Below are 23,414 nucleotides of genomic sequence, written 5' to 3' on the forward strand. Positions count from 1 at the left end.
ATCATGGAAAGATCAAGTTGGATTTAGTAGAATAAGATTCAACTACCATGAAACGTTGGATACAAATTGCATCGATTATAATCCTACTTCCCTTTATAGGTAAAATTCTATTTCTGGAAACAGGTTTACTGGCACAAACTTTGTATAGACTCTCTATGGTATGCCAATGCAATCACGGATCCAAAAACGAAATCCATAAAGACGAAGATCCAACACCTTCAAAACGAATCACTTGCCACCTAACTAAAGGAAGCGGCCCACACCAATGTTCCTGTGCTAAAAAGAAATCAGCAACAAAGGTTCTCCAATCCCAATCAATGAATCCTAGTTTTCCATTTGAAACAAAATTTCTAAATTTAATCGCTTATGATGCAATCATCCTTCCCAACAATAAAATTGTTTTACTCTTAAATGGATTTTCCCACCCACCTGACAAACCACCACGGTTTCACTTTACCTAAGATTTAAGAAACTTCGTTCCTTTCCAAAGAAAGGGAAAACAATCAATTAGGATCATCGAATCAAAAGCTGAATCCTTGGAATTTCAAACAAAGGTAATTTTATGTTCAATAATCTATACATTCTCTCTTTTATTTGTTTAATCACAATCAATTGTAGTATGGCTAAAAAAACGGAGGCCAACAATTCATCGAATCTTCTAACTCTCCTTGCAGCAGCAAACACAAACCCAGGTTGTGCAATTTCTTCTGCACCTGCGATCCCAAGTAACTTAACTCAGGTGGAAAGTAAAACTCGAGTTAAATATTCTCTCTACGGATGTGATGAAAATGGATTGAATCAATTAGAGCTAACACAAACAGAAATTGTCAAAGGAGCAACTGGAACAAGTGCATCCTCTGTTTTGTACACAAAGGGAGATGTGATGTTAGCCACCAGTAAAGGAGGAACAAACGTAGAAGTTACTTTTACATTAAACTCACCCACTAGTACTCTCGATGTAATCGCGTATGGAACAGGAACCGTGCTCAGTGGCCCCACCTATCGTTTGATTGCTGGAGCTCAAACTCAATACAAAAATGCCGCGGGTGTTTATGGCAACACTGGTAAAGGAGGATCTGTATCCGCACCTATCCCAGCAGTTGGCACAAGTTATACTTTTTGTTTAGACTTTCAATCCACACCAGGTGGATCCAGATTTCTAAATGGTTTCAACAAACCTTGTTCGGAACTCACAGATACGGAACGAGGATCTATGTCTTACTATCCGATCATGCAAATGATGAACGTTCCCGTTTATTCTGGTGGCAATCGATTGGGTTTTATTCTAAACGGAGTGACAATCACTTCTTTCACAGTTGGTTCCATAGTATCAAATACAGAAATGTAAATTCTCTCTCCAAACACTTGTCATACTGGTGAATTTAGTAGCCAGTATGATTTTTTGGAAAAGGACAAAAGAACAAAATGAAACTAAAAATTTTAACCTTTATACTTCTTATCACAACTCCTCTATTTTCGAAAGAGGTAAAACTTGAGAATGCCTATGTCAAATATACAACTTCACGGACTTCTGTAGTGTATTTGACTCTAATCAATTCTACCAATACAGAAAAGAAACTCATCGATACAAAATCAAACATAGCAGACAGAGTAGAGTTATTCACTATGAAACCGTCAGAATCAGGAATGAAAATGATTCCCATTTCAGAAATCCTGATTCCCAAAAATAGTTCCGTACATCTCACTCCAAAGGGTTATCATATCATGCTCTTTGGAATCAAATCCCCCCTCCGTTTAAAAGAAACCATTCCCTTTCAGTTTCTTTTTTCCGATGGATCGGAAATTCAAATCAACATTCCTGTAGAATCTAATCCACCTAACAAAAAATTGTCTAAAAACTTCTCTCCTTCCTCTTCTAATGAAAAAGGAAATCTAGAAAAAAATGATGCCAATCCCGAGTCAGAAGAAAAGGATATGTCTACTTATGATCCAAACCAATCATCTAACGAGGACCATTCGAACCATGATCATTCCGACCATCAGGGGCATGAACAACATAACCGAGCGGATGCTCTAGCTCCGGCAGGAATCATGAACCCACATATCCATGAAAAAGGAAAATGGATGATTGATTACCGTTATATGGGAATGAAAATGTGGGGTTTGCAATCGGGAACGCAAGGATTATCCGATCTTGGAACTTTGTATTATCCATTCACAGACCCTACTGTGCAAATGCCCACGGGTAGTTTAATCACAAGCTCTCCCCTAGGAACAACGATTCCAATAATTTCACCTAATAAATATAATTATATGTCAGTTCCTACTGATATGGTGATGGAAATGAATATGGTAAGTGCTATGACTTCCATATCCGATAAATGGATGATTATGTTTATGGTTCCTGCGGTAAAAAACAAAATGACAATGGTATCAAGTAATTTTGATCGAGCACCTATGAGTTCTGCAGGAATCGGGGATGTAAGTTTTAGCACTGCCTACCGTTTGATTAAAACAGAACATCAAAATTTTTTCACAGGTATCGGTCTTTCTCTTCCGACAGGTTCGATTGATGAAAGAGACAATATGCCCATGATGGGAAAACAAAAGGTTCCATACAACATGCAGCCAGGAACAGGCACCTATAGTTTGTTACCTCAATTGTCATATAACGGAAATTATAAGAGAATTTCCTGGGGTGCCCAATCGCAAGCAAACTTAAGGATTGGAAAAAATGATAACAATTATCGTTTCGGAAATCGATACGAATTTTCAGGATGGTTATCATTTCTTGTGCACGAATCTATGTCAATCTCTGTTCGTGTAGCCAAACAAAGATGGCTCAATTTACAAGGACTAGATGCCGCATTAGATCCCAAGATGGATCCACAAAACGATCCCTATCGCCAAGGTGGAATGCGTAGTGATCTACTCATAGGTGTTAACTTTCTTGTCACAAGCGGAATTTTCCAAGGAGCACGATTTGGTTTTGAATATGGCAAACCCTTTCATCAAAATCTAAACGGACCACAACTTGGAACAAGAGAACTCATCAACGTATTTGCTTCGTTTACATTTTAAGAATTAGTTTCTATTTTTTCCTTTGAGGTTATTACCATTGGTTTGGTTTCGCTTAGCTCATCCATCAAGTCAAACCTTCGATTTGCTTGCATCCTTGCTCCTATGGTCGCTTGCGGATTGATCCGGGGCGCGAGGGAACTTGATTTCTCTGTTGACGAATCCAAGTGATCCAAAAAAATTTTGGATAGTTATCTTACTAAATTTAAGGAATCAATTTTCCATCATCCACCATGACTGACACCCACCTAACCATTCGTAAAGCAACACCTTCCGATCTGGATTCCATAGTCCCGCTCATTTACTCCTCAGGACCGAAAGCCTGGTCTTTTGTATTCCAAGAAGGAAAAAAAACAGCCATTGATTTTTTAAATACCTCGTATGTGCATCGAGGCAATACCGTATCGTATACAAACCATTTTGTTGCCGAGATAGAGGGTCGGGTAGTTGGATCAATTCTCTCTTATACGCAACCCAGTTTTTTAGCGCTGACTTTGGGAACCGCCTTTCGTATCTTATCGGTCTATGGAATACGTGCTCCCAAGGTAATGGCCCGAGGTCTTAAAACGGAAACCATCATCCAACCACCAAAATCAGGTTGTTTGTATTTGGGTCATATTGCAGTTTTAGAATCAGAAAGAAACAAAGGGATCGCAAAAAAACTCATCGAGTCTATGATAAACAAGGAAACTAAATATAAAACTGTTTCATTGGATGTATCGGCAGAAAATCAACCTGCCATTTCACTCTATCAAAAGTTAGGTTTTCAAATTAAAGTGACAAGACATCCTTTGGGGTGGGAAGGTATCATTCCGTCTCACCACTATATGGAAAAACAAATTTAGTCTTAATTAAAATGAACGAATACGATTCAAAAGCAAAATCAAATTTGGAAACATTGGGTTATCACTTATTTCCTGGTTTGATTCCTCTCGATACAATTAGATTCTTAAAAGATATTCTTCTTCGTTCCCATAGGGAATGGTTAGAGGAATTTCAAAATCCAAAGAATGTAAATAGTGCTTATCTTACTTCTACAAAGTATACAAAAGACACAGAAGATAGGAATACTCTATTTCAATTCATTGGATCCGATTTGTTACTCGATGTTTGTCATTTGGTTTTCAAAGATTCTATCTTCTTTCTCAATACACAAATTTTTTATAACCCTACAGATTCAAAAAAACTCCCCTATTGGCACCGGGACATCCAATACCTTGGCATTCCAGAAGAAAACCAAAAGGAACGAATTCTTAAGGACCATGTTTGGCACTTTCGTATTCCTTTAGAGAAAGATCCTGGAATTTGGCTTGTACCAGGTTCCCACATTCGTTGGGATAGAGAGGAAGAAAGAAAAGTAAGGTTAGAACTCGAGGGAAAGAAAAACCATGAAGACATAGAGAATCAAATCCTTATCCCACACAATCCCGGTGATCTTTTAGTGTTTTCAGCTCATTTGATTCACAAAGGAAGTTATGACCTGAACCGTTTTTCTTTTGACATTCTCTACACAAACTTTCCGGAACAAAAACATACTGCAGAAAAATGGAAACACTTTCCAGAAGCTAACTTCGTTTCGAAAGACTCAAAAAACAATTCTCTCTTCCATTTAATTTAGAAATTTGTATTGAACCAAAAGAATTTCTGCGCCAGCGACCGCAGTGGAAATCCTTTCCCGAAGGGAAAGATTGAAACGTAGGGCGCGGTCGTGTCAGAAAAGAATTACACTCAACTAACAATTTCGAGGCGCCCCAATTTAGTCATTGATTTCTCTTTATTAAATTAAAAACCATTCCTTATGAAAGATTTTTTCTTAAGGAACAATGCTTATCATATTTGGGCCACAAAAATTTTATTTGAATCACTCAGAAAGATTTCCGATGAAAATTATAAAAAAGATCTAGGATTATTTTTTAAATCAATCCATGGGACACTCAACCATTTGTTGGTCGTAGAAAAAGTTTGGTATACAAGGATTGTGGGCGAAGTGTATATACCGTCTTCTTTAGCAGAAGAAATCGAACCAGACCGCCAAACACTAGAAATACGAATGGTTCAGACGTTAGAACTTTGGAATACTTGGCTCAAAGATTTGGATGATTCACTGTGGCCGACTCTCTTTCGTTACAAAACCATGCGCGGGTTTGAAGCAGTACTTATCTTCAGTGATGTGGTGCAACATAACTTTAACCATCGCACTCACCATAGAGGTCAGATCACAGCCGCCGTTACTCAGTTAGGCGGCAATTCACCCGAAATTGACTTTGTATATTACCTACAATCCTTAGGAAAATAGTATGTGGAACCCTTCCAGAAAAATACGAATTATCGCCAGTAGAATGTTAACTGTTTTGTTTTCTCTAACCATGATCTTTCATGTTGTGGCCCTATTCCAAATCATTCCTTACCAATACCTTTGGGGTGGAAGACTCAGTAGTTTGGAAGAGATGTATGTTATGGAAACGGTCTCTCTCCTAGTGAATGGATTTTTCCTTTGGTCAAGCATTCGTTATTTACAATACATAAACCAAGGTTTGGTGCCCATTTGGATTCGACTTGTGTTTAGTTTCATTGGATTTATTTTTTTACTCAATACCATTGGGAATCTAGTTGCCTTTACCAATTTAGAAACTTTACTGGCTACACCGGTAACCGCATTTTTATCGGTAATCAGTTTCTCATTGGTACCAAAATATGAAAATAAGACAAGCTAACTACAAAGACATAGCCAAACTATCCGAAATTTTCGATGCGTATAGACAATTCTACGGTCAAAATTCTAACATAACAGGCGCTATTCGATTTCTTCAAGATCGGATGGAACATGGACAATCCATAATTTTTTTGGCAGAAGATTCAAACTCAGGTGAGGTTTCTGGATTCACACAACTTTATCCAGTGTTTTCATCAATCTCCATGCAGAGATCTTACATTTTGAATGATCTATATGTAAAGAAAGAATTTCGCAAACAAGGTATCGCCAAACTATTGATTGCTGAGGCAAAAACCTTTACTAAAACTAATTCAGGAAAAGGTTTGGAACTTTCCACTTCCACGCACAACAAAGAAGCTCGTGCTTTGTATGCGCAGGAAGGTTTTGAACAAGAAACTGAATTTTTGACTTATTTTTGGAAGTCCGTTTAATCATTTTTTTAGAGGAGTAAGTAACAGTGTACATTCCCGAACATTTTAAGATGGAGACAGAATTCATTTACCAATCAATTAAAGAAAACCCATTTTCCATATTAGTTTCTGAAATTGATGGCGAGATGATCGCAACACACTTACCGCTACTTCTTTCTGAAGACAAACAATCGTTAATTGGTCATTTTGCAAAACCAAACCCACAAAAAGAAAGTTTCGAAAAAGAAGTCCTTTGTATTTTCTCTGGTCCTCATTGTTATATCTCTCCTTCTTGGTATGAAACAGATCGTTCCGTTCCCACTTGGAATTTTACCGCAGTGCATGCCAAAGGAATTTTAACCATTGTGGAAGATCCAGAGAAAATTCATAAAAGTTTACTCGCTCTTGTCAAAAGGTTTGAATCCAAAGATTCAAACTACAATGTTGATTTTGTAGATACCCAATACATTGAAGGATTAAAAAAAGGAATTGTTCCTTTTGAAATTAAAATCACTCAGTTGGAGGGAAAACAAAAGTTGAGCCAAAATCATTCATTGGAACGTCGTAACCTTGTCATTCAGGAATTGGAATTATTACCAGGCGAAAATGAAAGAGCCATTGCGAAATTAATGAAAGACAGTATCAGATAGGAAAATAGAATTCTACTCTGAACGCTGAAATCTCGGATATTAAAAAGAAATCAATGAATTTATATTGGGATCTATTCAAAACTTTTTTGCTATTGGGATGTACTTCTTTTGGAGGTCCTGTTGCCCATTTAGGTTATTTCCAACATGAATTTGTGGAAAAGAAAAAATGGATCACTTCCTCCGCCTATGCAGACTTAGTAGCTCTTTCTCAGTTTTTACCTGGACCTGCGAGTAGCCAAGTCGGCATTGCCATTGGACAAATTCGCGGAGGTATCCCGGGCGGAATCCTTGCTTGGTTTGCATTCACACTTCCTTCCGCACTCATTATGATTTTTTTTGGTCTTGGTGTTGGTTTGTATCCTGAATTTTGGAACCAAGGTGTTTTGCATGGATTCAAAATTGCGGCAGTAGTCGTTGTCTCTCACGCGGTTTGGTCTATGGGTGTCAAACTTTGCCCCGATAAAGAAAGAATCAGCATCGCCTTGTTGGCATTAGTAATATCCATTGGCATTGGTGGGATGTTTGGACAACTCCTTCCTATTTTGTTAGGTGGTGTTTTTGGTTTTTTCTTTTTAAAAAAAGAACTAGGTCTTCCTCATTCTCCTTCTGGATTTAAAATTTCTCCTCTATATTCTTATACTCTGCTTGTTATTTTTTTTCTAATCTTATTTTTTCTTCCATTTTTGGCTAATTACTTACAAAACAATTCATTACGTATCTTTGATAGTTTCTTTCGAGTTGGATCATTGGTATTTGGTGGAGGACATGTTGTACTTCCCTTACTCAAAGAAGAGGTGGTCACAACTGGTTTGGTATCGAACCAAATGTTTATGGTGGGTTACGGTGCGGCACAAGCCATTCCCGGTCCTTTGTTTACCTTCACTGCCTATCTCGGAACTGTTTCGACAATGACACCCAATGGAATCGTTGGTGGAATTTTTTGTTTAGTCGCCGCATTTTTACCAGCCTACTTACTGATCATTGGTATACTTCCCGTTTGGGAGAGGTTTCGCAAAGAAACTTGGTTGCAACAATCCATGTCAGGAATCAATGCTGTGGTGGTTGGATTACTTTTTTCTGCTTTGTATTCACCAGTATGGACAGAAGCGATCTTCAATCGATTTGATTTTGTTGTATTTTCAATCGGGTTTGTTTTGCTTATGTTTTGGAAGCTTCCTTCATGGATCATTGTAGGTCTATGCGCCTTGTTTGGTTTTTGTTTGAATTTCTAATTTAGGAAAAAATCTCCCGTGAAACTAGAATTAAATGTCCGAGTGACTCCAGAGATTGCCGCAAACCCAGACCATCTTTTACAATTTGTTTCCAAACAAAACAAAATTCCCAAAACTTCCATCAAACATATTGAATGTACTTCTCGTTCCATTGATGCAAGACAAAGAAATGTAGTGTTCCAATTACGTTTGGACGTCTACGTAAACGAAGATTTTATTCCTTTAGAATATACCATCCCTAGTTTTCCCAATGTAAACCTTGCAGAACCTGTGTTAATCATTGGTGCAGGCCCCGCAGGGTTATTTGCCGCCTTACGTGTATTAGAATTGGGAAAAAAACCAATCATTCTGGAACGAGGAAAGAATGTAAAAGATCGAATTGAAGACCTTCGGGGCATCAATGTCCATCATATCGTAAACGAAGATTCGAATTATTGTTTTGGTGAAGGGGGAGCAGGTACTTATTCGGATGGAAAACTTTATACTAGATCCAAAAAACGAGGAAATATCCGAAAGGTTTTGGAATACCTGGTAAGTTTTGGAGCCACCAAACAGATTCTTGTCGATGCACATCCTCATATTGGTACAAACAAACTTCCACGTATCATTCAAAATATCAGAGAGTGTATTCTTTCTTCTGGTGGAGAAATCCATTTCCAAACACGTATCACTGATTTAATACTTTCCGGAAATTCCATCACGGGAGTGAAATCTCTCTCTGGAGATAAGTGGATGGCAAAAAATGTCATCATTGCCACGGGCCATTCCGGGAGAGAGATGTTCCAACTTCTCTACGAAAAAGGAATCGAAATCCAAACAAAACCATTGGCCATTGGTGTTCGAGTGGAACACCCACAGAGTTTGATTGATTCTATTCAATACCATTGTGATGTGAAAAATCCATTATTACCTGCATCTGAATATTCTCTAGTGAAACAAATCAATGGTCGTGGGGTTTATAGTTTTTGTATGTGTCCCGGTGGTGTCATTGCACCTTGCGCCACCAAACCAGGGGAAGTTGTCACTAATGGATGGTCAAGTGCAGAACGTTCTCGTCCCACTGCTAATTCCGGAATTGTCGTAGAACTTCGATTTGACGACTTCAAACCATTTGAATCCTTTGGAGTTTTTTCTGCGCTTCAATACCAATCGGTAATTGAACAAAAAGCCTTTCAATTGAACGGGGGAACACAGAAAGCCCCTGCACAACGGATGGTTGATTTCACAAAGGATAGAATTTCGACAGACCTCCCCAAAACTTCCTACACACCAGGTCTTGTCTCTGTTTCACTTTCTGATTTACTTCCTCCACTCATCGCAGACTCACTAAAAAAAGGATTCCAAGAATTTGAATCCTCAATGAAAGGATACTTCACCAACGAAGCCATCATCCATGCACCTGAAACACGTACATCCTCGCCAATCCAAGTTCCTAGAAATCCTGACACATTGGAACATATAAAAATCAAAGGATTGTTTCCCTGTGGAGAAGGAGCAGGTTATGCGGGTGGAATTGTCTCAGCGGCCATTGATGGAATGAAATGTGCAGAAGCCGCACTCACAGGCAGTTTTACAAAATAAAAATGAAACGGATTTTGTTTCACTTACCATCCTTTGTTTTATGGATGGTTGTATTTTATTTTTTATCAGAAAGGTCTATCTTTCGTTACCAACATATGGGTGCGGGAGTGGACGTTGGTCTTTTTGAAAATCTATTTTATAATTTAGTCCACAATGCAAAGGCTGTTACCTCCATTGGAATTGATGGCAATTTACACCATTACTTTTCCGACCATATCAATTGGTATATTTATCCCTTATCTATGTTATATGGTCTATTTCCTTTTGTCGAAACTTTACTGATCTTTCAAGCCTTTGTTTTAAGTTTTCCCATTCTGATCTTACCCATTTACAAATTCGATTTATTTTACCAATGGCTTTATCCTTTTTTATATTCTCTTTTTTTACCAATCTACTGGATTCATATCTTTGATTTCCATCCTGAAGTGGTATGGATCCCTTTGTTTTTTTTGTTTTATTACTTTTGGAAACAAAACTCGCTTTATTGGATCTTGTTCTTTGTATTAAGTTTGCTTGCCAAAGAAGAATGTGCCTTGGTTTTTATTGTTTTTTCTTTAGTGGAATGGAAATTGAAAAAAAAAGAAAGTTTTTGGATTGGAATACTATCCTTTGTTTACTTTTTTTTCTGCCTTCTATTACTAAGTTTACTGAGAGATTCAAATTTGAACCATCTGGTACCTGCACATTGGGAACGTTATCAACATCCTTTCACTGCTTTACACAATTTACATTTGTTTCCATATCTTTTTTTGTTTCTAAACTTGCCGTTTCTATTTTTACAATTTAAGAATCAATTTATATTATGTTTAATCCCATATTTTCTCTATTCTATTTTTTCTTCTTATGAAGTGAACAAAACGCCATTCACTCACCATAGTTTTATTGCCGTCCCCATCATTCTAATTAGTTTCCTTGAGGTGATTGAACGATATTCTCAAAAATCAAAACTTTTGTTTGGTGGAGCTGCCTTACTTGTCTCAACGACTCTATTTTTTGGGTTCGGTCCTTTTTCCAAATCTTACTCTTACAAAAAAGAATATATGAATCCAGGAGTTTCCGTAAAAGATGTGAGCATACTTCGTAATTTGGTACCAGGTAAATCAGTAGTTTCTAATGTTCCGCAGTATCTTTCCAACCGAAAGGATGTGCAGCTAATTTTTCCCAATAGAAATGATTCTGCAGAATATTTTGTTTACTATCAATTTAATACTCAGCTATTACCCTCTTATATTCCCAATGGATACCAATGGGAGCAAAATATAGAAAACTATATACAAATCTATAAACTAAAGAAAATTGATTGATTCCTTTTGAAAAACTCTTATTCTGAATACCTGAAAAATGAAATCTATTATCTATTGCATTATACTATTTTCTCTCATTCATTGTTCTGTTGATTTGCGTCAGGTTCCGCCTCCTTCGCCCAATGGAAATTTGAATCGACCACAATCTAACCTGCCATTAGTGATCGGAAAGTTTGAAATCCTGTCCGCAGATCGTGGAGTGTATACGGATGCTTGGCGTATGGCATTTAAAGGCCACCTAACTTCCTCGGGTTTGTTTTCCACAGTAGTCACAGAACTAGACTCCAAATTAATATCAGATTTTTACACCATTGATGTAGAGATGAAAACTCTCTATAACGACAAATACAATTGGTGGTATACCTTTCCTGCCGTGTATCCGTTCACAGGCATTTGGCCAATTCAATATAGAATAGCAGAGTACACTGTTGATTTTAAATACAAATTATATAAAAACAAAACTCTTGTTAAGGAAGAAGAAATCTCTAAAACAGGAAAAACTGACGAATTCTTATATGGATTTTATAAAGTAAGAAACTTTCAGCGAATGATTGAAGAAACAAACTTAGAAGCTGTTAACACATGTATCAAAAATTTATCAGAATCATTATAATCTTAAATCTTATCAGCTTTGTAGGATGTGTAAGTATTCCTTTCCAACCTGCAAACCATACAGAAGATTGTTTGGCTTATTACTACCAAACCAAACGACAAGTCACTGAAGTTTTTGATGAAAACGTATTAACGATGGGTCTTGTTGTGACCCTTTCTCTTCTCAATTCCATATTCTCACCTATTTTTCTTTTACCAATCCTTACTACTCCGTACATTCAGTACAAAAATAAAGTAAAAGCAGATGAAATTCTAAGCCAATGGAAAAAAGATAGATGTGGCATTGCCGAAATCAATCCAGAACAAAACAATACTCGCCCAACAGACCTTTAGTTATTTAAAAACTTCATAGTGTCTCCTAAAAGAAGACCTATTTGAAGTCGCAGTTGAATTAAATCATAACGGTTTTGGATTTCATTGCGCATAACATCACGAAGTCGCCTATCAACAGTCTGTAATTCGATAATAGAAGCAGAACCTGTTTTGTAGGCTTTTTCCATAATCTGGTAGTTTTCTTTAGCAATCCGTTTGCTCTCACGAGAAATATCGTATAACTCAATTAGATTGTTATGTTGTTGAATCAATTCAAAGAAATACAAACCTGTATTTTCTCTTAAAAACTGAGACTGAGATTTAGCTAATTTGATTTCAATTTTAGATTTATCAAATTCATTTTTAGACAACCACCGATTGAATAAAGGAAATCTAAAACCAAAATTTCCGCCTACATTATAGTCTGCATCCGATGATCTAGCATATCTACTAAAATCATTTCGACTGTAATCGTAAACTTCCATGGAGTTTGCCCAGGTCCCACTCAAACCAGAAAACGATTCACGACTAGATTGATTGTAAACATTCACAAAAAAATCAGGAACCCAAAGTTCGTTAAATCGAACCATCTTTTGAATTTCTAAAATCTTCACTTGATTGATTGTCAAAATAATGTCAAAGTTTAGATCCGATAGATTTTTTTCGTATTCGGAGAGAGTAGATTCCAAAGGGAGAATTTTGTATTCGCGCTGGGGGATTTCTTTTAAAGCGACATCTTTTAATAAAAACTTTCTTCTAAATATGGACTGACTTTTTTGTTGGTCTAACCTTGATTTAATGGCATTGTATTTATAAAAGAAATAATCCACCTTGGAGTTTTGAGTTACCAAATATGACTCAATTCCCTGTTTGTATAATTTTTGGACCGTTTGGAATTGTTTATCTGCATCAGTTTCATTGGAAAAATCATAATCATAAAAAGCCAAAAGTTTCAATGTTTCAGCATATTGAAATGCTTGGTCAAACAATTCCTTTTGATAAAGAGCACGATATTCCAATAACAATCGTTCATATTCTAATTCCAATATCATATTGGTAAGAACTGTGTTCCCTTGGTCTTGAAAATTCCAATTGAGATTTAATGAAGTACTCCATCCTTTCCTATTGTAACCATCTCCTCTGAGTGATTCGAAAAAAGGGGAATGTTCTAAATTGACAGAAGGTAAATAACGTAAATTTCTTGAATCGATATCAACTTTTTTTCGTTCGATTTCCATTTCTTTCAATTTCAATTCATATGACTTTTCTCCCACTAACTTAGGTAAGTCATAAAAATCTACAGGTTCTGCCCTTAAATGCGGAACATAAACCATAAGTAAAAAAACTGAAAGTATATATTGATAAAAACGAACCACTAAATCAATTATCGGATCGCTTCCTGTTTGGAATGAAGTAATTGGTAAATTCCACCTTTAGAAAGTAATTCCCGGTGAGTACCTTTACCCTCCAGTTTTCCTCGTTCCAATACAAAAATCTGATCATAATTACGGATTGTATCCAATCTATGGGCTACTGTGATGATAGTTGCGCCTGCAAACACTGTATTTATATGAGACAGAATTCGGGCTTCGGTTTCCTTATCCAGCGAAGCTGTTGGCTCATCCAATAGTAGAAGATTTGGCTTTTGTAAAAACAGTCGTGCAAGAGAAACTCTTTGTTTTTGACCGCCAGAGAAAATAAACCCTCTTTCAGAAATTTCAGTGTCATAACCAAGCGGAAGTTTGACGATATCATCATGAATACAGGCAAGTTTTGCTGCCTCAACTACTTCGCTTAGAGTTGCTTCTGGTTTTGTGATGGAAATATTTTCCCTGACAGTACCTGCAATCAATGGATTCTCTTGAAACAAAACTCCTATTTTAGTCCGTAAACTTGGAAGCCAAATCTCGTCTAAAGATACATCATCAATAATGATTTCACCTTCTTGTGGATTGTACAAACCAAGAATGAGTTTTAAAATAGTAGATTTTCCACTTCCACTTCGTCCCACAAAAGCGACTTTTTTACCTGCTTGAATCTTAATTTTTAAATTTCGAATTCCGGATTCCGGTTTTTGACTATCATAGGAAAAACTTAAATTATTAAACTCTATATTCCCTTTTACTTCGGGCAAATCTACTTTGAATAAATTGTCTCGGTCAGTAATCTCACTATCTAAAGATTCAAAACTTCGTAATCGATTCCAAGAAACATTTGCTTTTTGGAATTTTAAAAAATCATCGTATAAAGAAACAATCGGATTTCGAATGTAAGCAACAAGTCCGATGACAGCATATAATGTACCCAATGTCATTTGATCTTTTAAGATCAATAAACTTCCAACTAACATAACAATAACAACAGTGATCTGTTTAAAAAATTCAGTGTTTGTAAATATTAAGTTGGAATAAAACAGTTTTTTTCCTTCGGAATTTAATTGAGTTGTAAGTCTTTTTTCAAAATCCCATCGATGTGAATAGGTAGCGCCTAAGTTTTTAATCGTTTCGAAACCATGAATTGTTTCTATAAAGTAACTTAGAGTTTCAGATTTTTTTAATGACTCTTTTTTTGTTTCTTCAATAATCTTCGGTGTTAGAGCACGGAGAATTAACATTTCAGGTAAAATTAACAAACCTATAATGACAAGTAAGAGTGGGGAAAGAAAAAGAAAAATAATGAAAACTAAAGAACTAAAAAGCAAATCAAAAAATTTCATTGCACCTTGGTCAGAAAAAAACATAATTACGGATTCTATCTCTTCCCAACGAGTGAGAATTTCACCTTTCCTATTCCTTTCAAAAAAAGATATAGGTAATGAAATTAATTTCACTAAAAAACGAATCGCAATTGTTTGATTCACTCGATTGCTTGTAAAAAAAATTACATTCGATCTAAAATATGCAAGAAACGATTGCGAAAAACTTAACAAAACAACAACTAAAATCACCGGAAAAAAGAATTCTTTGTTCTCTTGTAATAATACTGCATCTATTAAATACAGATTAACTAGCGGAATAAAAACCTCTAATCCTTTTATCACAAAACTAGCAACAATCCCTGCTTTTAAATATTGAATGGCAGGTAAAAAATATTCCGCAAGGCCTGCAAAAAAACGATTCTTCAATTCCCAATTTTGTTCTGGTTTATTTTTCGGAATGAAATAAATGACTACATCCGATGCTTTCTGCTCCCACTCTTCGCGAGAAAGATTCACTTCACCAAACTCTGGATCCATGATTAGAACTCTTTTTTTCCCAATCGATTTTAGGACAACATATCTAGAATTTTCAAAAAAGTTTATTGTTGGACTGTTATTTAATTCTAATTCATGATCTTTCCAATTTACAAAATAACAATCACCCTTTTCTTCACCAAAACTTGCCTTCCAATGGTTAGGGCGAATGTCAGGATCAAAATCTGGAAAAGTAGAATCTGCATCATAGTCTGCAAAAGAAAATCCCCAATAGCGAAATATCATCTTTCGACATGCATCACCTGATTGTGACTTACCATCTTGAAAAAGAAAGGGGAATCGTATTTGATTTCGTAATGGAGGAGAAAATTTTAGTTTGGGTAGAAAATGAAACTTGTCCTCTTCATAAATTGAAGAAGTTTCAAAATTATCTTCATCCGAACCATCTCCTAAGTTGAGTTTCCTTTCGCTCATAATTGAACGAATGGTAATTAATAGACTTTCTGATTTTTTGAAAAATATTTCTGCATCTTTGGAGGAAAGTTCATAAACAAAACTTTCTTCTACAGCCGTAACTGTTGCGTTTCTTGCCTTTTTTTCTAAAACCCCCATCTCACCTAACACCGATCCTGCTTCAACAAAAGAAAAATAGTCTTTTTGCCAAGTGGATTTAGTGACTTTGAACCTTCCTGAACGAATAAAAAATAGAGAAGAACTTTTGCTTCCTTCTTTCATTAATATTTGTCCCGATGTAATTTTTCGTTTTATCAGAACTTTTGATAACTCTTGTATTTCTGAATTGGAAAGTTTTCTAAAGTAAGGATGAATTCTTAATTCATCACGGAGTTGGACTTTTTCTTTATATTCGCTCCATAATTTTTTTCTATTTTTATCGGATTCTATAAATCTTAAAAATTGAATTTGAGGTAAGACACGAACATTTGAATTTTCTTCGACTTGGAATAGTTGTTTTTTTAATGAATCAGAAGAAAATTCAGAGATTCCATAAAAAGAACCTTCTGTTAATGTTTTAATCAAAAGTTCTTTTTCATTGATTTTTAATTTAACCTGAATCCTACCTGTTTCCACAATTAGAATCGGTGTTGGGTCTAATTCACTACCCCCCATTCTATCATTTGCAACGAGGGATCTAAATTCAAATAAACTAAGAAATTTTTTAAAATCATTAGCTGTAAGTGTGGATAAAAAATCATCCTCAAATACTAAACTAGGAATTTCCTTTTTCTTATTTTTCAATTTTAATTCCTAGGATCTGCATAACGAAATAAAATTTGATATATACTTTTTCTATCGATAACGATATCTGCAACAACCTTCAAACCTGGAAATAACTGAAATTCTTTCCCATCTTGGTTTAAATCTTGTGTTCCCAAAATAAGAATCACTGAGAAAGAGTCCTTTTCTTTTGTATTGGGAATGATTTGAGAAACTGTTCCTTCTACGACACCAAAATCATTTTGATGGAAAGCTTTCACTTTAATCACGGAAGTTAAACCAATTCGAACTGCACCGATATCTTTACTACTTACTTCCACGATGGCTTCTAGAGGTTGGCCTTCTTCCATTAAGGATGCAACTGTCTGGCCACGAATGATATTTTGCCCCACGTTATTTACAGAAAGTTCACCGATGATACCAGAGAAAGGCATACGAATGACAGCATTAGCAACTCTTTCTCGTTTTAACTTTGTATCACCGCGAAGACTCGAAATAATATTTTCTTCTCTTTGGATTTCATCCTTTAAATTTCCAAACTCTTCATTGAATTCTAATAAACTTTGGTCGTAAATAAATTTTGCGCCTACACCATTTTGAAAATCCATAAAAGCTTTTTTTAAACTTACGAATTTATTTAATACTCCTCCTGATAACGCCGAACCAGAGTTATTTTCTAAATTATAAGCTAAGTTTTTTAGAATTTTTTCTGCTTCTCTTTTATTGCGAACCAACCGTTGTAGTTTTTTCTCTTCATAATCTAAGTTATTTGTATCTTTTGATAATTCGATTTGTTGTTCAGAAAATTCTAATTCCATAATGGGATCTCCTTTTTTGAGAAAATCCCCAGACTTCACATATAAATTTGTCAAAGTTCCTGTTTCTAAAGCTTCCACCATATAGTAGTTACCTTTTGGACGAATTGAACCTGTTGCCTGCACTACGACATCGACTCTGCCAAATACCAAAAATAAAACAAAACAAACAAAGAAAGTGGAAATAAGATAAATTCCTTTCCTTTCCCAATTGGGTGCTGGGTGTTTTAATAACTCATCATAATAAGATGCTGAATGCCTTGATTCCCAATTCGAATCAGTTTCTTTTATATTTTTGAATTTTTTAAACATCTTTATCCCCTTCACTTAATGTTGGGAACAAATGGTAATAAAAACCTTTTGTCATAATCAACTCAGCATGAGTTCCCACCTCGACAATTCGACCTTCATCGATTACAATAATTTTATCCGCACTAACCGTACTATGAAGTCTATGAGAAATTTGAATGACTGTTCTATCTTGGAATACAGTTTCCCATTGGGATTGAATATGGGATTCTGTTTCTGAATCTAATGCAGAGGTTGGTTCATCCAAAAACAAAATACTTGGATTCGTCACTAAAGCTCTAGCGATTGCCAACCTTTGTCTCTGTCCACCAGAAAGACCAATTCCAGACTCTCCAATTTTTGTTTCGTATTTCATTGGAAATCTTTCCACAAAATGGTCAACAGAAGCTAATTTAGCACCGGCTAACAAAGCCTCTTTGTTAAGAGATGGATTTTTTTTTGATAAATTCTCGGCAATGGTTCCTGAAAATAAGATTGGATGTTGTTCCACAGCACCAAATTGAATTCTAACTTCTTCAGGATCTAAGGTGGAAAGGTCAAACGAGTCTACAAACACTTTTCCTTTACTAGGAGTGAGTGTTCCCATCATAATTCTCATTAAAGTAGATTTACCACAACCACTCCTTCCAACAATTGCAATCTTTTCACCTGCTTCAATTTCCAAATTGATATCGGAAAGTATTTCTGGACTTGTTTCAGAATAACGGAAACTAATATGATCTAAGGTAATTTTTCCAGATAACCGCGGTAATTCACCGAACGGACGTTGGCTGACAATTTCACCAGGTAAGGAATAAATTTCTGTTAATCTTGCGCGAGATTCTCGTAATTCACTTAAATCTTCGTATACATGGCATAAACGAACAATTGGTTCCATCAAAAGAGAATATAAAACTAAGAATGCTAAAAAACTTCCCAATGAAAGTGACTCATTTAGTACATCGCTCACGCCAAATGTAATGACAGCAATTAGGCCAATTTGTTCAAAGAACTTACTCATAAGTTCCAAAACATGTACCCGTTTCCCAACTCTTAAATTGGTAAGAATGGTTCTTGCAATTTCATTTAGGCCTTTAGAAAGATAACGGCTTTCCATAGCAGAAGATTTAATCAAAGGCATTCCTGCGAAGAGAGAGAGGAAAAAAGATGTAGTTTTCTTTTTAGATTCAAAACTATGTTTCTGTAATTTTTTTATCTTTGCACTAGAACGAACTACAAACAATGCATAAACGATCAAAAAGAATAGTCCTATAAAGGTAAGGCTACTATCTAAACGAAATAAAATAAAAAGATAAATCGGTAAAGTCACCAAATCTAAAATCAAAAACAGACCCGACCTCTGGGTGATTTCCAATATCCTTTGGTTTTCTTTAAGTCTTTGAGTAAAATCACCTGTCTCAAATTTTCGAAATTCAGGTAAGGTTAAGTTTAAAATATGTTGGAAAAATCGTACAAAATAATTATACTCCAAACTTTGCATAAGTCCGATAGCAATTAGATTTCGAAAAAGTGAGAATAATGTCTGAAAGAATATTGCAAGTGCCACTCCGAACACAATTGTAAATAGAAAATTACGATCTGAAAATACTAATACCTGGTCCACCACTTGGCGTATCAAATAAGGTAAAGAAAGTGTTAAGAGAGCAGAAAATACTGTTGCCACTAAGATCCAACGAATCTCACTTTTTTTCGGACTAAATAACATTCGTAGTTCTTTAAAAAAACTAATCAAACTGACGTCTGCTGACATTGCCGCCGGTGCGGGAGAAAATTGTAAAACCACTCCATCCCAAATTGTTAGAAATTGAGAAATAGAAAGTTCATAAACTCCTTTGATAGGATGGGAAATTAAAACTGCATCTAATTCTTGATCGTATAGATACAATAAACAAGGGACATTCTCATCATCCGTAATAAAAACGGGATTGTCCAATTCGGGAAGTTGGTCCGAAGACAGATGTTGTTGTTTTGTTAAAAACCCTAATTTTTCAAGTTCAATTGCTAATTCAAAAATTCCAGGAACAATATTTCTACTTAATTCGTTTTTGATTCTAATTTTCCAGTTATTAGGGAGAGGTTTATCAAATACTCTTAATGCTAACTCAGAGCATACCAAACCAACTAAAGTATGTTGGTCCGTTGTGACTTGTTCTATGTAGAATTTCTTTGTTGCCTTTCTAAATTCAAAACGCTTAGAAACAAAGGGTCGAATTGTATTTTCTTCTTTTTCTTTTGCTTTGTATGTCGAATAACGCAACAAACGCGATTGTACAATTTCTTCTAGTTTGTTTCCTTTTTCTACACCTATGACTTTTCTAAAAACAGCACCTGGTATTTTATATAAATCTGAATCTTCGGCTGCAACAGCACTTGCTAAACGTTTTTGTTGTTTAAAAATTGCAATCTCACCCAAAATATCGCCAGAACGCATAATGGAAATTATCTTCCGTGGATTTTCTGTTCGAATTTGAATTTTTCCCGATCGAACAATATAAGCTGCATCACCAGCTTCCCCTTCTGAAAAAATAAATTCGCCTTGGTTGACTTTAACTAACTGAATTGATTTTAAAATTAGTTTGATTTCGTCTGGTGAAAGTTCATCAAAAAAACTAAGTTTTCTTACGTAATGGAACTTCTCTTGTTCTTCTTCTCTATGTTTAGCTTTTTCTGCTATTGTCGGATGAGTTTCAACTAACTTTAAAAAACGAGATGCGGGAAGTAAAAGAACGATAGAAGGTTCTAATGCATAATAATCATGTTTTGAAGGAGTTTTGGTGAGTGTGATTCTTTCCCCTATGGATTCACCAACCTCAACAAATGCATATCTGCCCAAACTTAAGTCTTGTTTGTTTTGTTTCATTCCAAATCGACCGGTTAATACAAAATGAATGTATTCCGGCATTTGGTTTGCTTTAATTAAGATTTGTCCTAACCGAACAAAACGTACTTCAATGTATGGGAGTAGGCTTTCTCTTTCCGCTTCATCTAATTCCGCAAGTAAATAATTACGTCGAAAGACAGAACGGATTTTTTCTAGATTTCGCCTAACTTCAGATTGCATTTATTTTTCCGGTACCATGTGGATTCGATGCCTTAAATAGGCCATTTTCGAAAAAAATACAAATTCATATGTATATTTATACCATCGACGGAATGAGACGCAGTCCTGAGCAGATAAAAGTCATACGTTCAAAACTGGGATTGAAATTGAAAAAAACTTGATTCTTTTGATTATTTTAGCTTCCGAGAAGTCATCCATCCACTAAAAGAAAAATGGACTTTTGGTTAAGCGCCAAAATTGACGACCCGGAAGTTTTTTAAAGTTGGCTGTTAAGCTTTCGGATTTTCCAAAACGATAGCAATTCCTTGACCACCGCCAATACAAAGCGAAGCCACTCCGTATTTCACTCCACGTCTTTGCATTTCTAATGCGAGAGTCAAAGTCACACGGTTCCCAGATGCTCCAAGTGGATGGCCAATGGCAACTGCACCGCCATTCACATTTGTAATTTTAGGATCAAGTCCCAGTTCTTTTTGAACTGCTAAATACTGTGCAGCAAACGCTTCATTGATTTCAAAAAGTCCGATGTCTTTCAAACTAAGTCCTGCTTTTTGTAAGGCAGCAGGAATCGCAACAGCAGGACCAATCCCCATCTTCGCAGGATCACAACCAGCATGTCCCCAGGACTTGACAATTGCCAAAGGTTCTTTTCCTAATTTTTTTGCTTGAGATGCGGAAGCAACAATCAATGCAGAAGCTCCATCATTAATTCCGGATGCATTTCCCGCAGTGACAGTTCCGTCTTTTTTGAATGCAGGTTTTAAGTTAGCAAGTTTTGTAGCACCAGCTTTTCCTTTGATGAATTCATCTTTATCAAATACGATAGGATTTTTTCCGCTAATCGTGATGGCATGAATTTCATCTTTTAAGATTCCTTTGTTTGTCGCCTCTTCTGCTCTTTCTTGTGAAGTGGCTGCCCAAAGGTCTTGTTCTTCTCTAGAGATTTTGTATTGGTCAGATAAATTTTCAGCAGTCATTCCCATAGGAAGTTCAACATAAATATCAGTTAAACCTGTTGCTAAAGAATCTTCAAATTCAGAATTTCCATAACGAACACCAAATCTTGCGTTTCTTACCACATATGGTGCGTTACTCATTGATTCTACACCACCAGCAAGAACTGTATGTGCCTCACCCAACATAATTTTTTTTGCCGCTTGGATGACTGCTTCCATACCAGAACCACAAAGCCTGTTCAGAGTCAGTGCAGGACTTGCAATCGGGACTCCTGATTTTAAACCAATATGTCTTGCTAAATAGATTCCGTCTTTACCCGTTGGGATTACGTTCCCAAAAATACTTTCTTCAATGAGGGATGGATCCACACCGGTTTTCTGAAGTGCAGCTTTGGAGACTTCTACTCCAAGGTCTACGGCACTCATATCTTTGAGAGTACCGCCGAAACTACCGAATGCGGATCTTAGTCCGCCCAAAATATAAACTTGTTCCATAGATACCAGGAATGGTCAAATTTAGTCACCTGTCAGCTAAGAATTGAAATTTCACTTGAAAGGGAATCGAAGATAGATAGACTTCCTGCATGAATCGAGAACCCATGTTCGGCCTGGAAACCGGCTTTTTATCCAAACAAACCGCAGGTCTCATTCGCGGAATCCTCCAAAAACGCTATTCCATCGGTAACAAATCGGTTCCTTTGTTTTCTTCCCCTTCCCCACTTTTTCCTGGGTTGGAACTTATCTCAGACAAAGGACCAAACCCCCTCCAAAAACGATTGGTGGTCGGTAGCATTCGTATGGGATATGGCCACCACCGTATGGCCTTGTCAGTTTATTCTCATTCATTAAAAAAACAAATTCCCACTTACTTACATGACCTACTTGCCATAGAGTCCCCAGAAGCAACTGCCATTGCTGACATTGATTCTGGTTATAGTTATTTTTCAAGGCTCAGTGCAGAAATTGGAGGGCCTGTAGAATGGATTTGGGGACAACTTATGTCCCAAGGAAATCTAACTTCTTTAGAACTTTCTTGTCAGTTAGCAGAACTATATAAGGGACTAATGAATGGAATTCCAACCGATACATCCGTTATCACCACATACCCGTTAAACGGTCAAATTTCAGTGGCCTCAGGATTTCAAAAAACAATCCACTTAATTTGTGATAACTATCCACAATACTATTTGTTAGTGCCAGGAGCACTGAACTTAGTCCAATCTCCTTCCTCTTATACAAAGTTTATTCAAATGGGAGTACCAAAAGAAAACCTCGCGGTGGCAGGGCACTGGGTTTCCGAAGATGTTGTATCCAATGCAGTCACTGATAGTGAAAATCGAGTACGTAGAATTGATGCAAAAAAATGTAGAAGATTTCTTATCCCTATTGGCGGAGCAGGAGCCCAAAAAGGTTATGTACTTGATTTGATACGTTTGAGTAAAAACCATCTGCAAAATAAAAAAGCTGTCTTTTGGATTAATGCAGGTGACCACACCAAAGTCTTAAAATCCATTGAAGAATTTTTGATTGTTCAAAAAATTCCTTACCTATCCATCAATACTTGGGAAGATTTAATTCATTTTATTGAACGACACCCTTTACGTTCCGAAGATAATGAAAACAATCCACCGGTTGTTTTGTTTCATTTTCCTTCCCATACAGAAGCGTTTTCTGCAACCGACAGACTAATTCGTATTACAGATGTTCTAGTCACAAAACCATCGGAACTTGCATTCTATCCAGTTCCCAAACTTTTTATTCGAAGAGTGGGAGATCATGAAGCTGCTTCGGTTCTACGCTCATTAGAATTGGGGGAAGGTACTGTCGAATGTAGAGAAGTAATTCATGCAAAAGAACTCATTCATATTTTCACAGAATCAGAAGATTTGTTGCTTCGTATGAATGAATCTGTGATTAGAAATACAATCGAAGGAATCTATAATGGAAGTAAGGCGGCTGTGGAAATGTCAGCCGCAAACTAACTGTAAGTT

The 23,414-nt window shown here is 36.2% G+C and carries 20 protein-coding genes; 15 read left to right on the top strand and 5 right to left on the bottom strand.

All coding sequences use genetic code 11. The features are described 5' to 3' along the window. The first annotated feature begins 47 nt into the window (after positions 1–47). The 14 genes from LEP1GSC203_RS02250 (at position 48) to LEP1GSC203_RS02315 (ending at position 11,874) form a co-directional block, all read left to right on the top strand. The gene (locus LEP1GSC203_RS02250) at positions 48–461 is read left to right on the top strand and encodes an LIC_11090 family protein (RefSeq protein ID WP_002972811.1); all 414 of its coding nucleotides are present in this window, start codon (positions 48–50) and stop codon (positions 459–461) included. Between the two features lie 101 nt (positions 462–562). Beyond that, complete coding sequence (locus tag LEP1GSC203_RS02255; RefSeq protein WP_002972707.1) at positions 563–1,348, top strand: hypothetical protein; 786 nt, start codon at positions 563–565, stop codon at positions 1,346–1,348. Between the two features lie 77 nt (positions 1,349–1,425). Then, entirely contained in the window at positions 1,426–3,042 is a 1,617-nt protein-coding gene (locus tag LEP1GSC203_RS02260) for a copper chaperone PCu(A)C (RefSeq protein WP_002972573.1), read from the top strand. 230 nt (positions 3,043–3,272) lie between these two features. Then, complete coding sequence (locus LEP1GSC203_RS02265; RefSeq protein ID WP_002972683.1) at positions 3,273–3,884, top strand: GNAT family N-acetyltransferase; 612 nt, start codon at positions 3,273–3,275, stop codon at positions 3,882–3,884. Positions 3,885–3,895: 11 nt separating this feature from the next. Next, the gene (locus tag LEP1GSC203_RS02270) at positions 3,896–4,657 is read left to right on the top strand and encodes a phytanoyl-CoA dioxygenase family protein (RefSeq protein ID WP_002972772.1); all 762 of its coding nucleotides are present in this window, start codon (positions 3,896–3,898) and stop codon (positions 4,655–4,657) included. A gap of 180 nt (positions 4,658–4,837) precedes the next feature. Next, positions 4,838–5,335, top strand: coding sequence for a DinB family protein (locus LEP1GSC203_RS02275; protein WP_002972891.1), 498 nt, complete (start codon positions 4,838–4,840; stop codon positions 5,333–5,335). A 1-nt stretch (position 5,336) separates the two neighbouring features. Next, positions 5,337–5,753, top strand: coding sequence for a hypothetical protein (locus LEP1GSC203_RS02280; RefSeq protein WP_002972200.1), 417 nt, complete (start codon positions 5,337–5,339; stop codon positions 5,751–5,753). Beyond that, entirely contained in the window at positions 5,734–6,183 is a 450-nt protein-coding gene (locus LEP1GSC203_RS02285; RefSeq protein ID WP_002972635.1) for a GNAT family N-acetyltransferase, read from the top strand. Before LEP1GSC203_RS02280 ends, LEP1GSC203_RS02285 begins: the two co-directional genes overlap by 20 nt. A 26-nt stretch (positions 6,184–6,209) precedes the next feature. Then, complete coding sequence (locus tag LEP1GSC203_RS02290; RefSeq protein WP_002972744.1) at positions 6,210–6,812, top strand: FMN-binding negative transcriptional regulator; 603 nt, start codon at positions 6,210–6,212, stop codon at positions 6,810–6,812. A gap of 53 nt (positions 6,813–6,865) precedes the next feature. After that, on the top strand, positions 6,866–8,044 hold the full coding sequence (chrA, locus tag LEP1GSC203_RS02295) for a chromate efflux transporter (RefSeq protein ID WP_002972764.1): 1,179 nt from the start codon (positions 6,866–6,868) through the stop codon (positions 8,042–8,044). An 18-nt stretch (positions 8,045–8,062) separates the two neighbouring features. Then, positions 8,063–9,625, top strand: a complete 1,563-nt coding sequence (locus LEP1GSC203_RS02300) for an NAD(P)/FAD-dependent oxidoreductase (protein ID WP_002972890.1) — start codon at positions 8,063–8,065, stop codon at positions 9,623–9,625. Positions 9,626–9,627: 2 nt separating this feature from the next. After that, positions 9,628–10,929: a DUF2079 domain-containing protein gene (locus tag LEP1GSC203_RS02305; protein ID WP_002972191.1), complete on the top strand. Its 1,302-nt coding sequence runs from the start codon at positions 9,628–9,630 to the stop codon at positions 10,927–10,929. 37 nt (positions 10,930–10,966) lie between these two features. Further along, positions 10,967–11,542, top strand: coding sequence for an LBF_2127 family putative lipoprotein (locus LEP1GSC203_RS02310; protein ID WP_002972438.1), 576 nt, complete (start codon positions 10,967–10,969; stop codon positions 11,540–11,542). Then, the gene (locus LEP1GSC203_RS02315; RefSeq protein ID WP_002972390.1) at positions 11,512–11,874 is read left to right on the top strand and encodes a hypothetical protein; all 363 of its coding nucleotides are present in this window, start codon (positions 11,512–11,514) and stop codon (positions 11,872–11,874) included. The genes LEP1GSC203_RS02310 and LEP1GSC203_RS02315 overlap by 31 nt, the downstream gene beginning before the upstream one ends. Here LEP1GSC203_RS02315 and LEP1GSC203_RS02320 read toward each other — a convergent pair. The 5 genes from LEP1GSC203_RS02320 to LEP1GSC203_RS02340 form a co-directional block, all read right to left on the bottom strand. Further along, the gene (locus LEP1GSC203_RS02320; RefSeq protein WP_002972574.1) at positions 11,871–13,229 is read right to left on the bottom strand and encodes a TolC family protein; all 1,359 of its coding nucleotides are present in this window, start codon (positions 13,227–13,229) and stop codon (positions 11,871–11,873) included. The two genes, LEP1GSC203_RS02315 and LEP1GSC203_RS02320, sit on opposite strands and share 4 nt — an antisense overlap. Positions 13,230–13,237: 8 nt before the next feature. Beyond that, positions 13,238–16,303, bottom strand: coding sequence for an ATP-binding cassette domain-containing protein (locus LEP1GSC203_RS02325; RefSeq protein ID WP_002972649.1), 3,066 nt, complete (start codon positions 16,301–16,303; stop codon positions 13,238–13,240). Between the two features lie 2 nt (positions 16,304–16,305). After that, positions 16,306–17,409: an HlyD family efflux transporter periplasmic adaptor subunit gene (locus tag LEP1GSC203_RS02330; protein ID WP_002972901.1), complete on the bottom strand. Its 1,104-nt coding sequence runs from the start codon at positions 17,407–17,409 to the stop codon at positions 16,306–16,308. Beyond that, positions 17,402–20,467, bottom strand: coding sequence for a peptidase domain-containing ABC transporter (locus LEP1GSC203_RS02335; protein WP_002972211.1), 3,066 nt, complete (start codon positions 20,465–20,467; stop codon positions 17,402–17,404). The genes LEP1GSC203_RS02330 and LEP1GSC203_RS02335 overlap by 8 nt, the downstream gene beginning before the upstream one ends. 269 nt (positions 20,468–20,736) lie before the next feature. Then, positions 20,737–21,918, bottom strand: coding sequence for an acetyl-CoA C-acetyltransferase (locus tag LEP1GSC203_RS02340; RefSeq protein ID WP_002972735.1), 1,182 nt, complete (start codon positions 21,916–21,918; stop codon positions 20,737–20,739). An 89-nt stretch (positions 21,919–22,007) separates the two neighbouring features. Here LEP1GSC203_RS02340 and LEP1GSC203_RS02345 point away from each other — a divergent pair, with 89 nt between their 5' ends. Beyond that, entirely contained in the window at positions 22,008–23,405 is a 1,398-nt protein-coding gene (locus tag LEP1GSC203_RS02345; protein WP_039936987.1) for a DUF6938 domain-containing protein, read from the top strand. Positions 23,406–23,414: the final 9 nt, after the last annotated feature.

This window comes from Leptospira terpstrae serovar Hualin str. LT 11-33 = ATCC 700639 (assembly GCF_000332495.1).
In the GTDB taxonomy this organism is placed as follows: domain Bacteria; phylum Spirochaetota; class Leptospiria; order Leptospirales; family Leptospiraceae; genus Leptospira_A; species Leptospira_A terpstrae.

Bases quoted from the DNA above. Each gene is read 5' to 3' on its own strand.
- LEP1GSC203_RS02250 (WP_002972811.1), top strand. From the start codon at position 48: ATGAAACGTTGGATACAAATTGCATCGATTATAATCCTACTTCCCTTT.
- LEP1GSC203_RS02255 (WP_002972707.1), top strand. From the start codon at position 563: ATGTTCAATAATCTATACATTCTCTCTTTTATTTGTTTAATCACAATC.
- LEP1GSC203_RS02260 (WP_002972573.1), top strand. From the start codon at position 1,426: ATGAAACTAAAAATTTTAACCTTTATACTTCTTATCACAACTCCTCTA.
- LEP1GSC203_RS02265 (WP_002972683.1), top strand. From the start codon at position 3,273: ATGACTGACACCCACCTAACCATTCGTAAAGCAACACCTTCCGATCTG.
- LEP1GSC203_RS02270 (WP_002972772.1), top strand. From the start codon at position 3,896: ATGAACGAATACGATTCAAAAGCAAAATCAAATTTGGAAACATTGGGT.
- LEP1GSC203_RS02275 (WP_002972891.1), top strand. From the start codon at position 4,838: ATGAAAGATTTTTTCTTAAGGAACAATGCTTATCATATTTGGGCCACA.
- LEP1GSC203_RS02280 (WP_002972200.1), top strand. From the start codon at position 5,337: ATGTGGAACCCTTCCAGAAAAATACGAATTATCGCCAGTAGAATGTTA.
- LEP1GSC203_RS02285 (WP_002972635.1), top strand. From the start codon at position 5,734: ATGAAAATAAGACAAGCTAACTACAAAGACATAGCCAAACTATCCGAA.
- chrA (WP_002972764.1), top strand. From the start codon at position 6,866: ATGAATTTATATTGGGATCTATTCAAAACTTTTTTGCTATTGGGATGT.
- LEP1GSC203_RS02305 (WP_002972191.1), top strand. From the start codon at position 9,628: ATGAAACGGATTTTGTTTCACTTACCATCCTTTGTTTTATGGATGGTT.
- LEP1GSC203_RS02310 (WP_002972438.1), top strand. From the start codon at position 10,967: ATGAAATCTATTATCTATTGCATTATACTATTTTCTCTCATTCATTGT.
- LEP1GSC203_RS02315 (WP_002972390.1), top strand. From the start codon at position 11,512: ATGTATCAAAAATTTATCAGAATCATTATAATCTTAAATCTTATCAGC.
- LEP1GSC203_RS02330 (WP_002972901.1), bottom strand. From the start codon at position 17,409: ATGTTTAAAAAATTCAAAAATATAAAAGAAACTGATTCGAATTGGGAA.
- LEP1GSC203_RS02335 (WP_002972211.1), bottom strand. From the start codon at position 20,467: ATGCAATCTGAAGTTAGGCGAAATCTAGAAAAAATCCGTTCTGTCTTT.
- LEP1GSC203_RS02340 (WP_002972735.1), bottom strand. From the start codon at position 21,918: ATGGAACAAGTTTATATTTTGGGCGGACTAAGATCCGCATTCGGTAGT.
- LEP1GSC203_RS02345 (WP_039936987.1), top strand. From the start codon at position 22,008: ATGAATCGAGAACCCATGTTCGGCCTGGAAACCGGCTTTTTATCCAAA.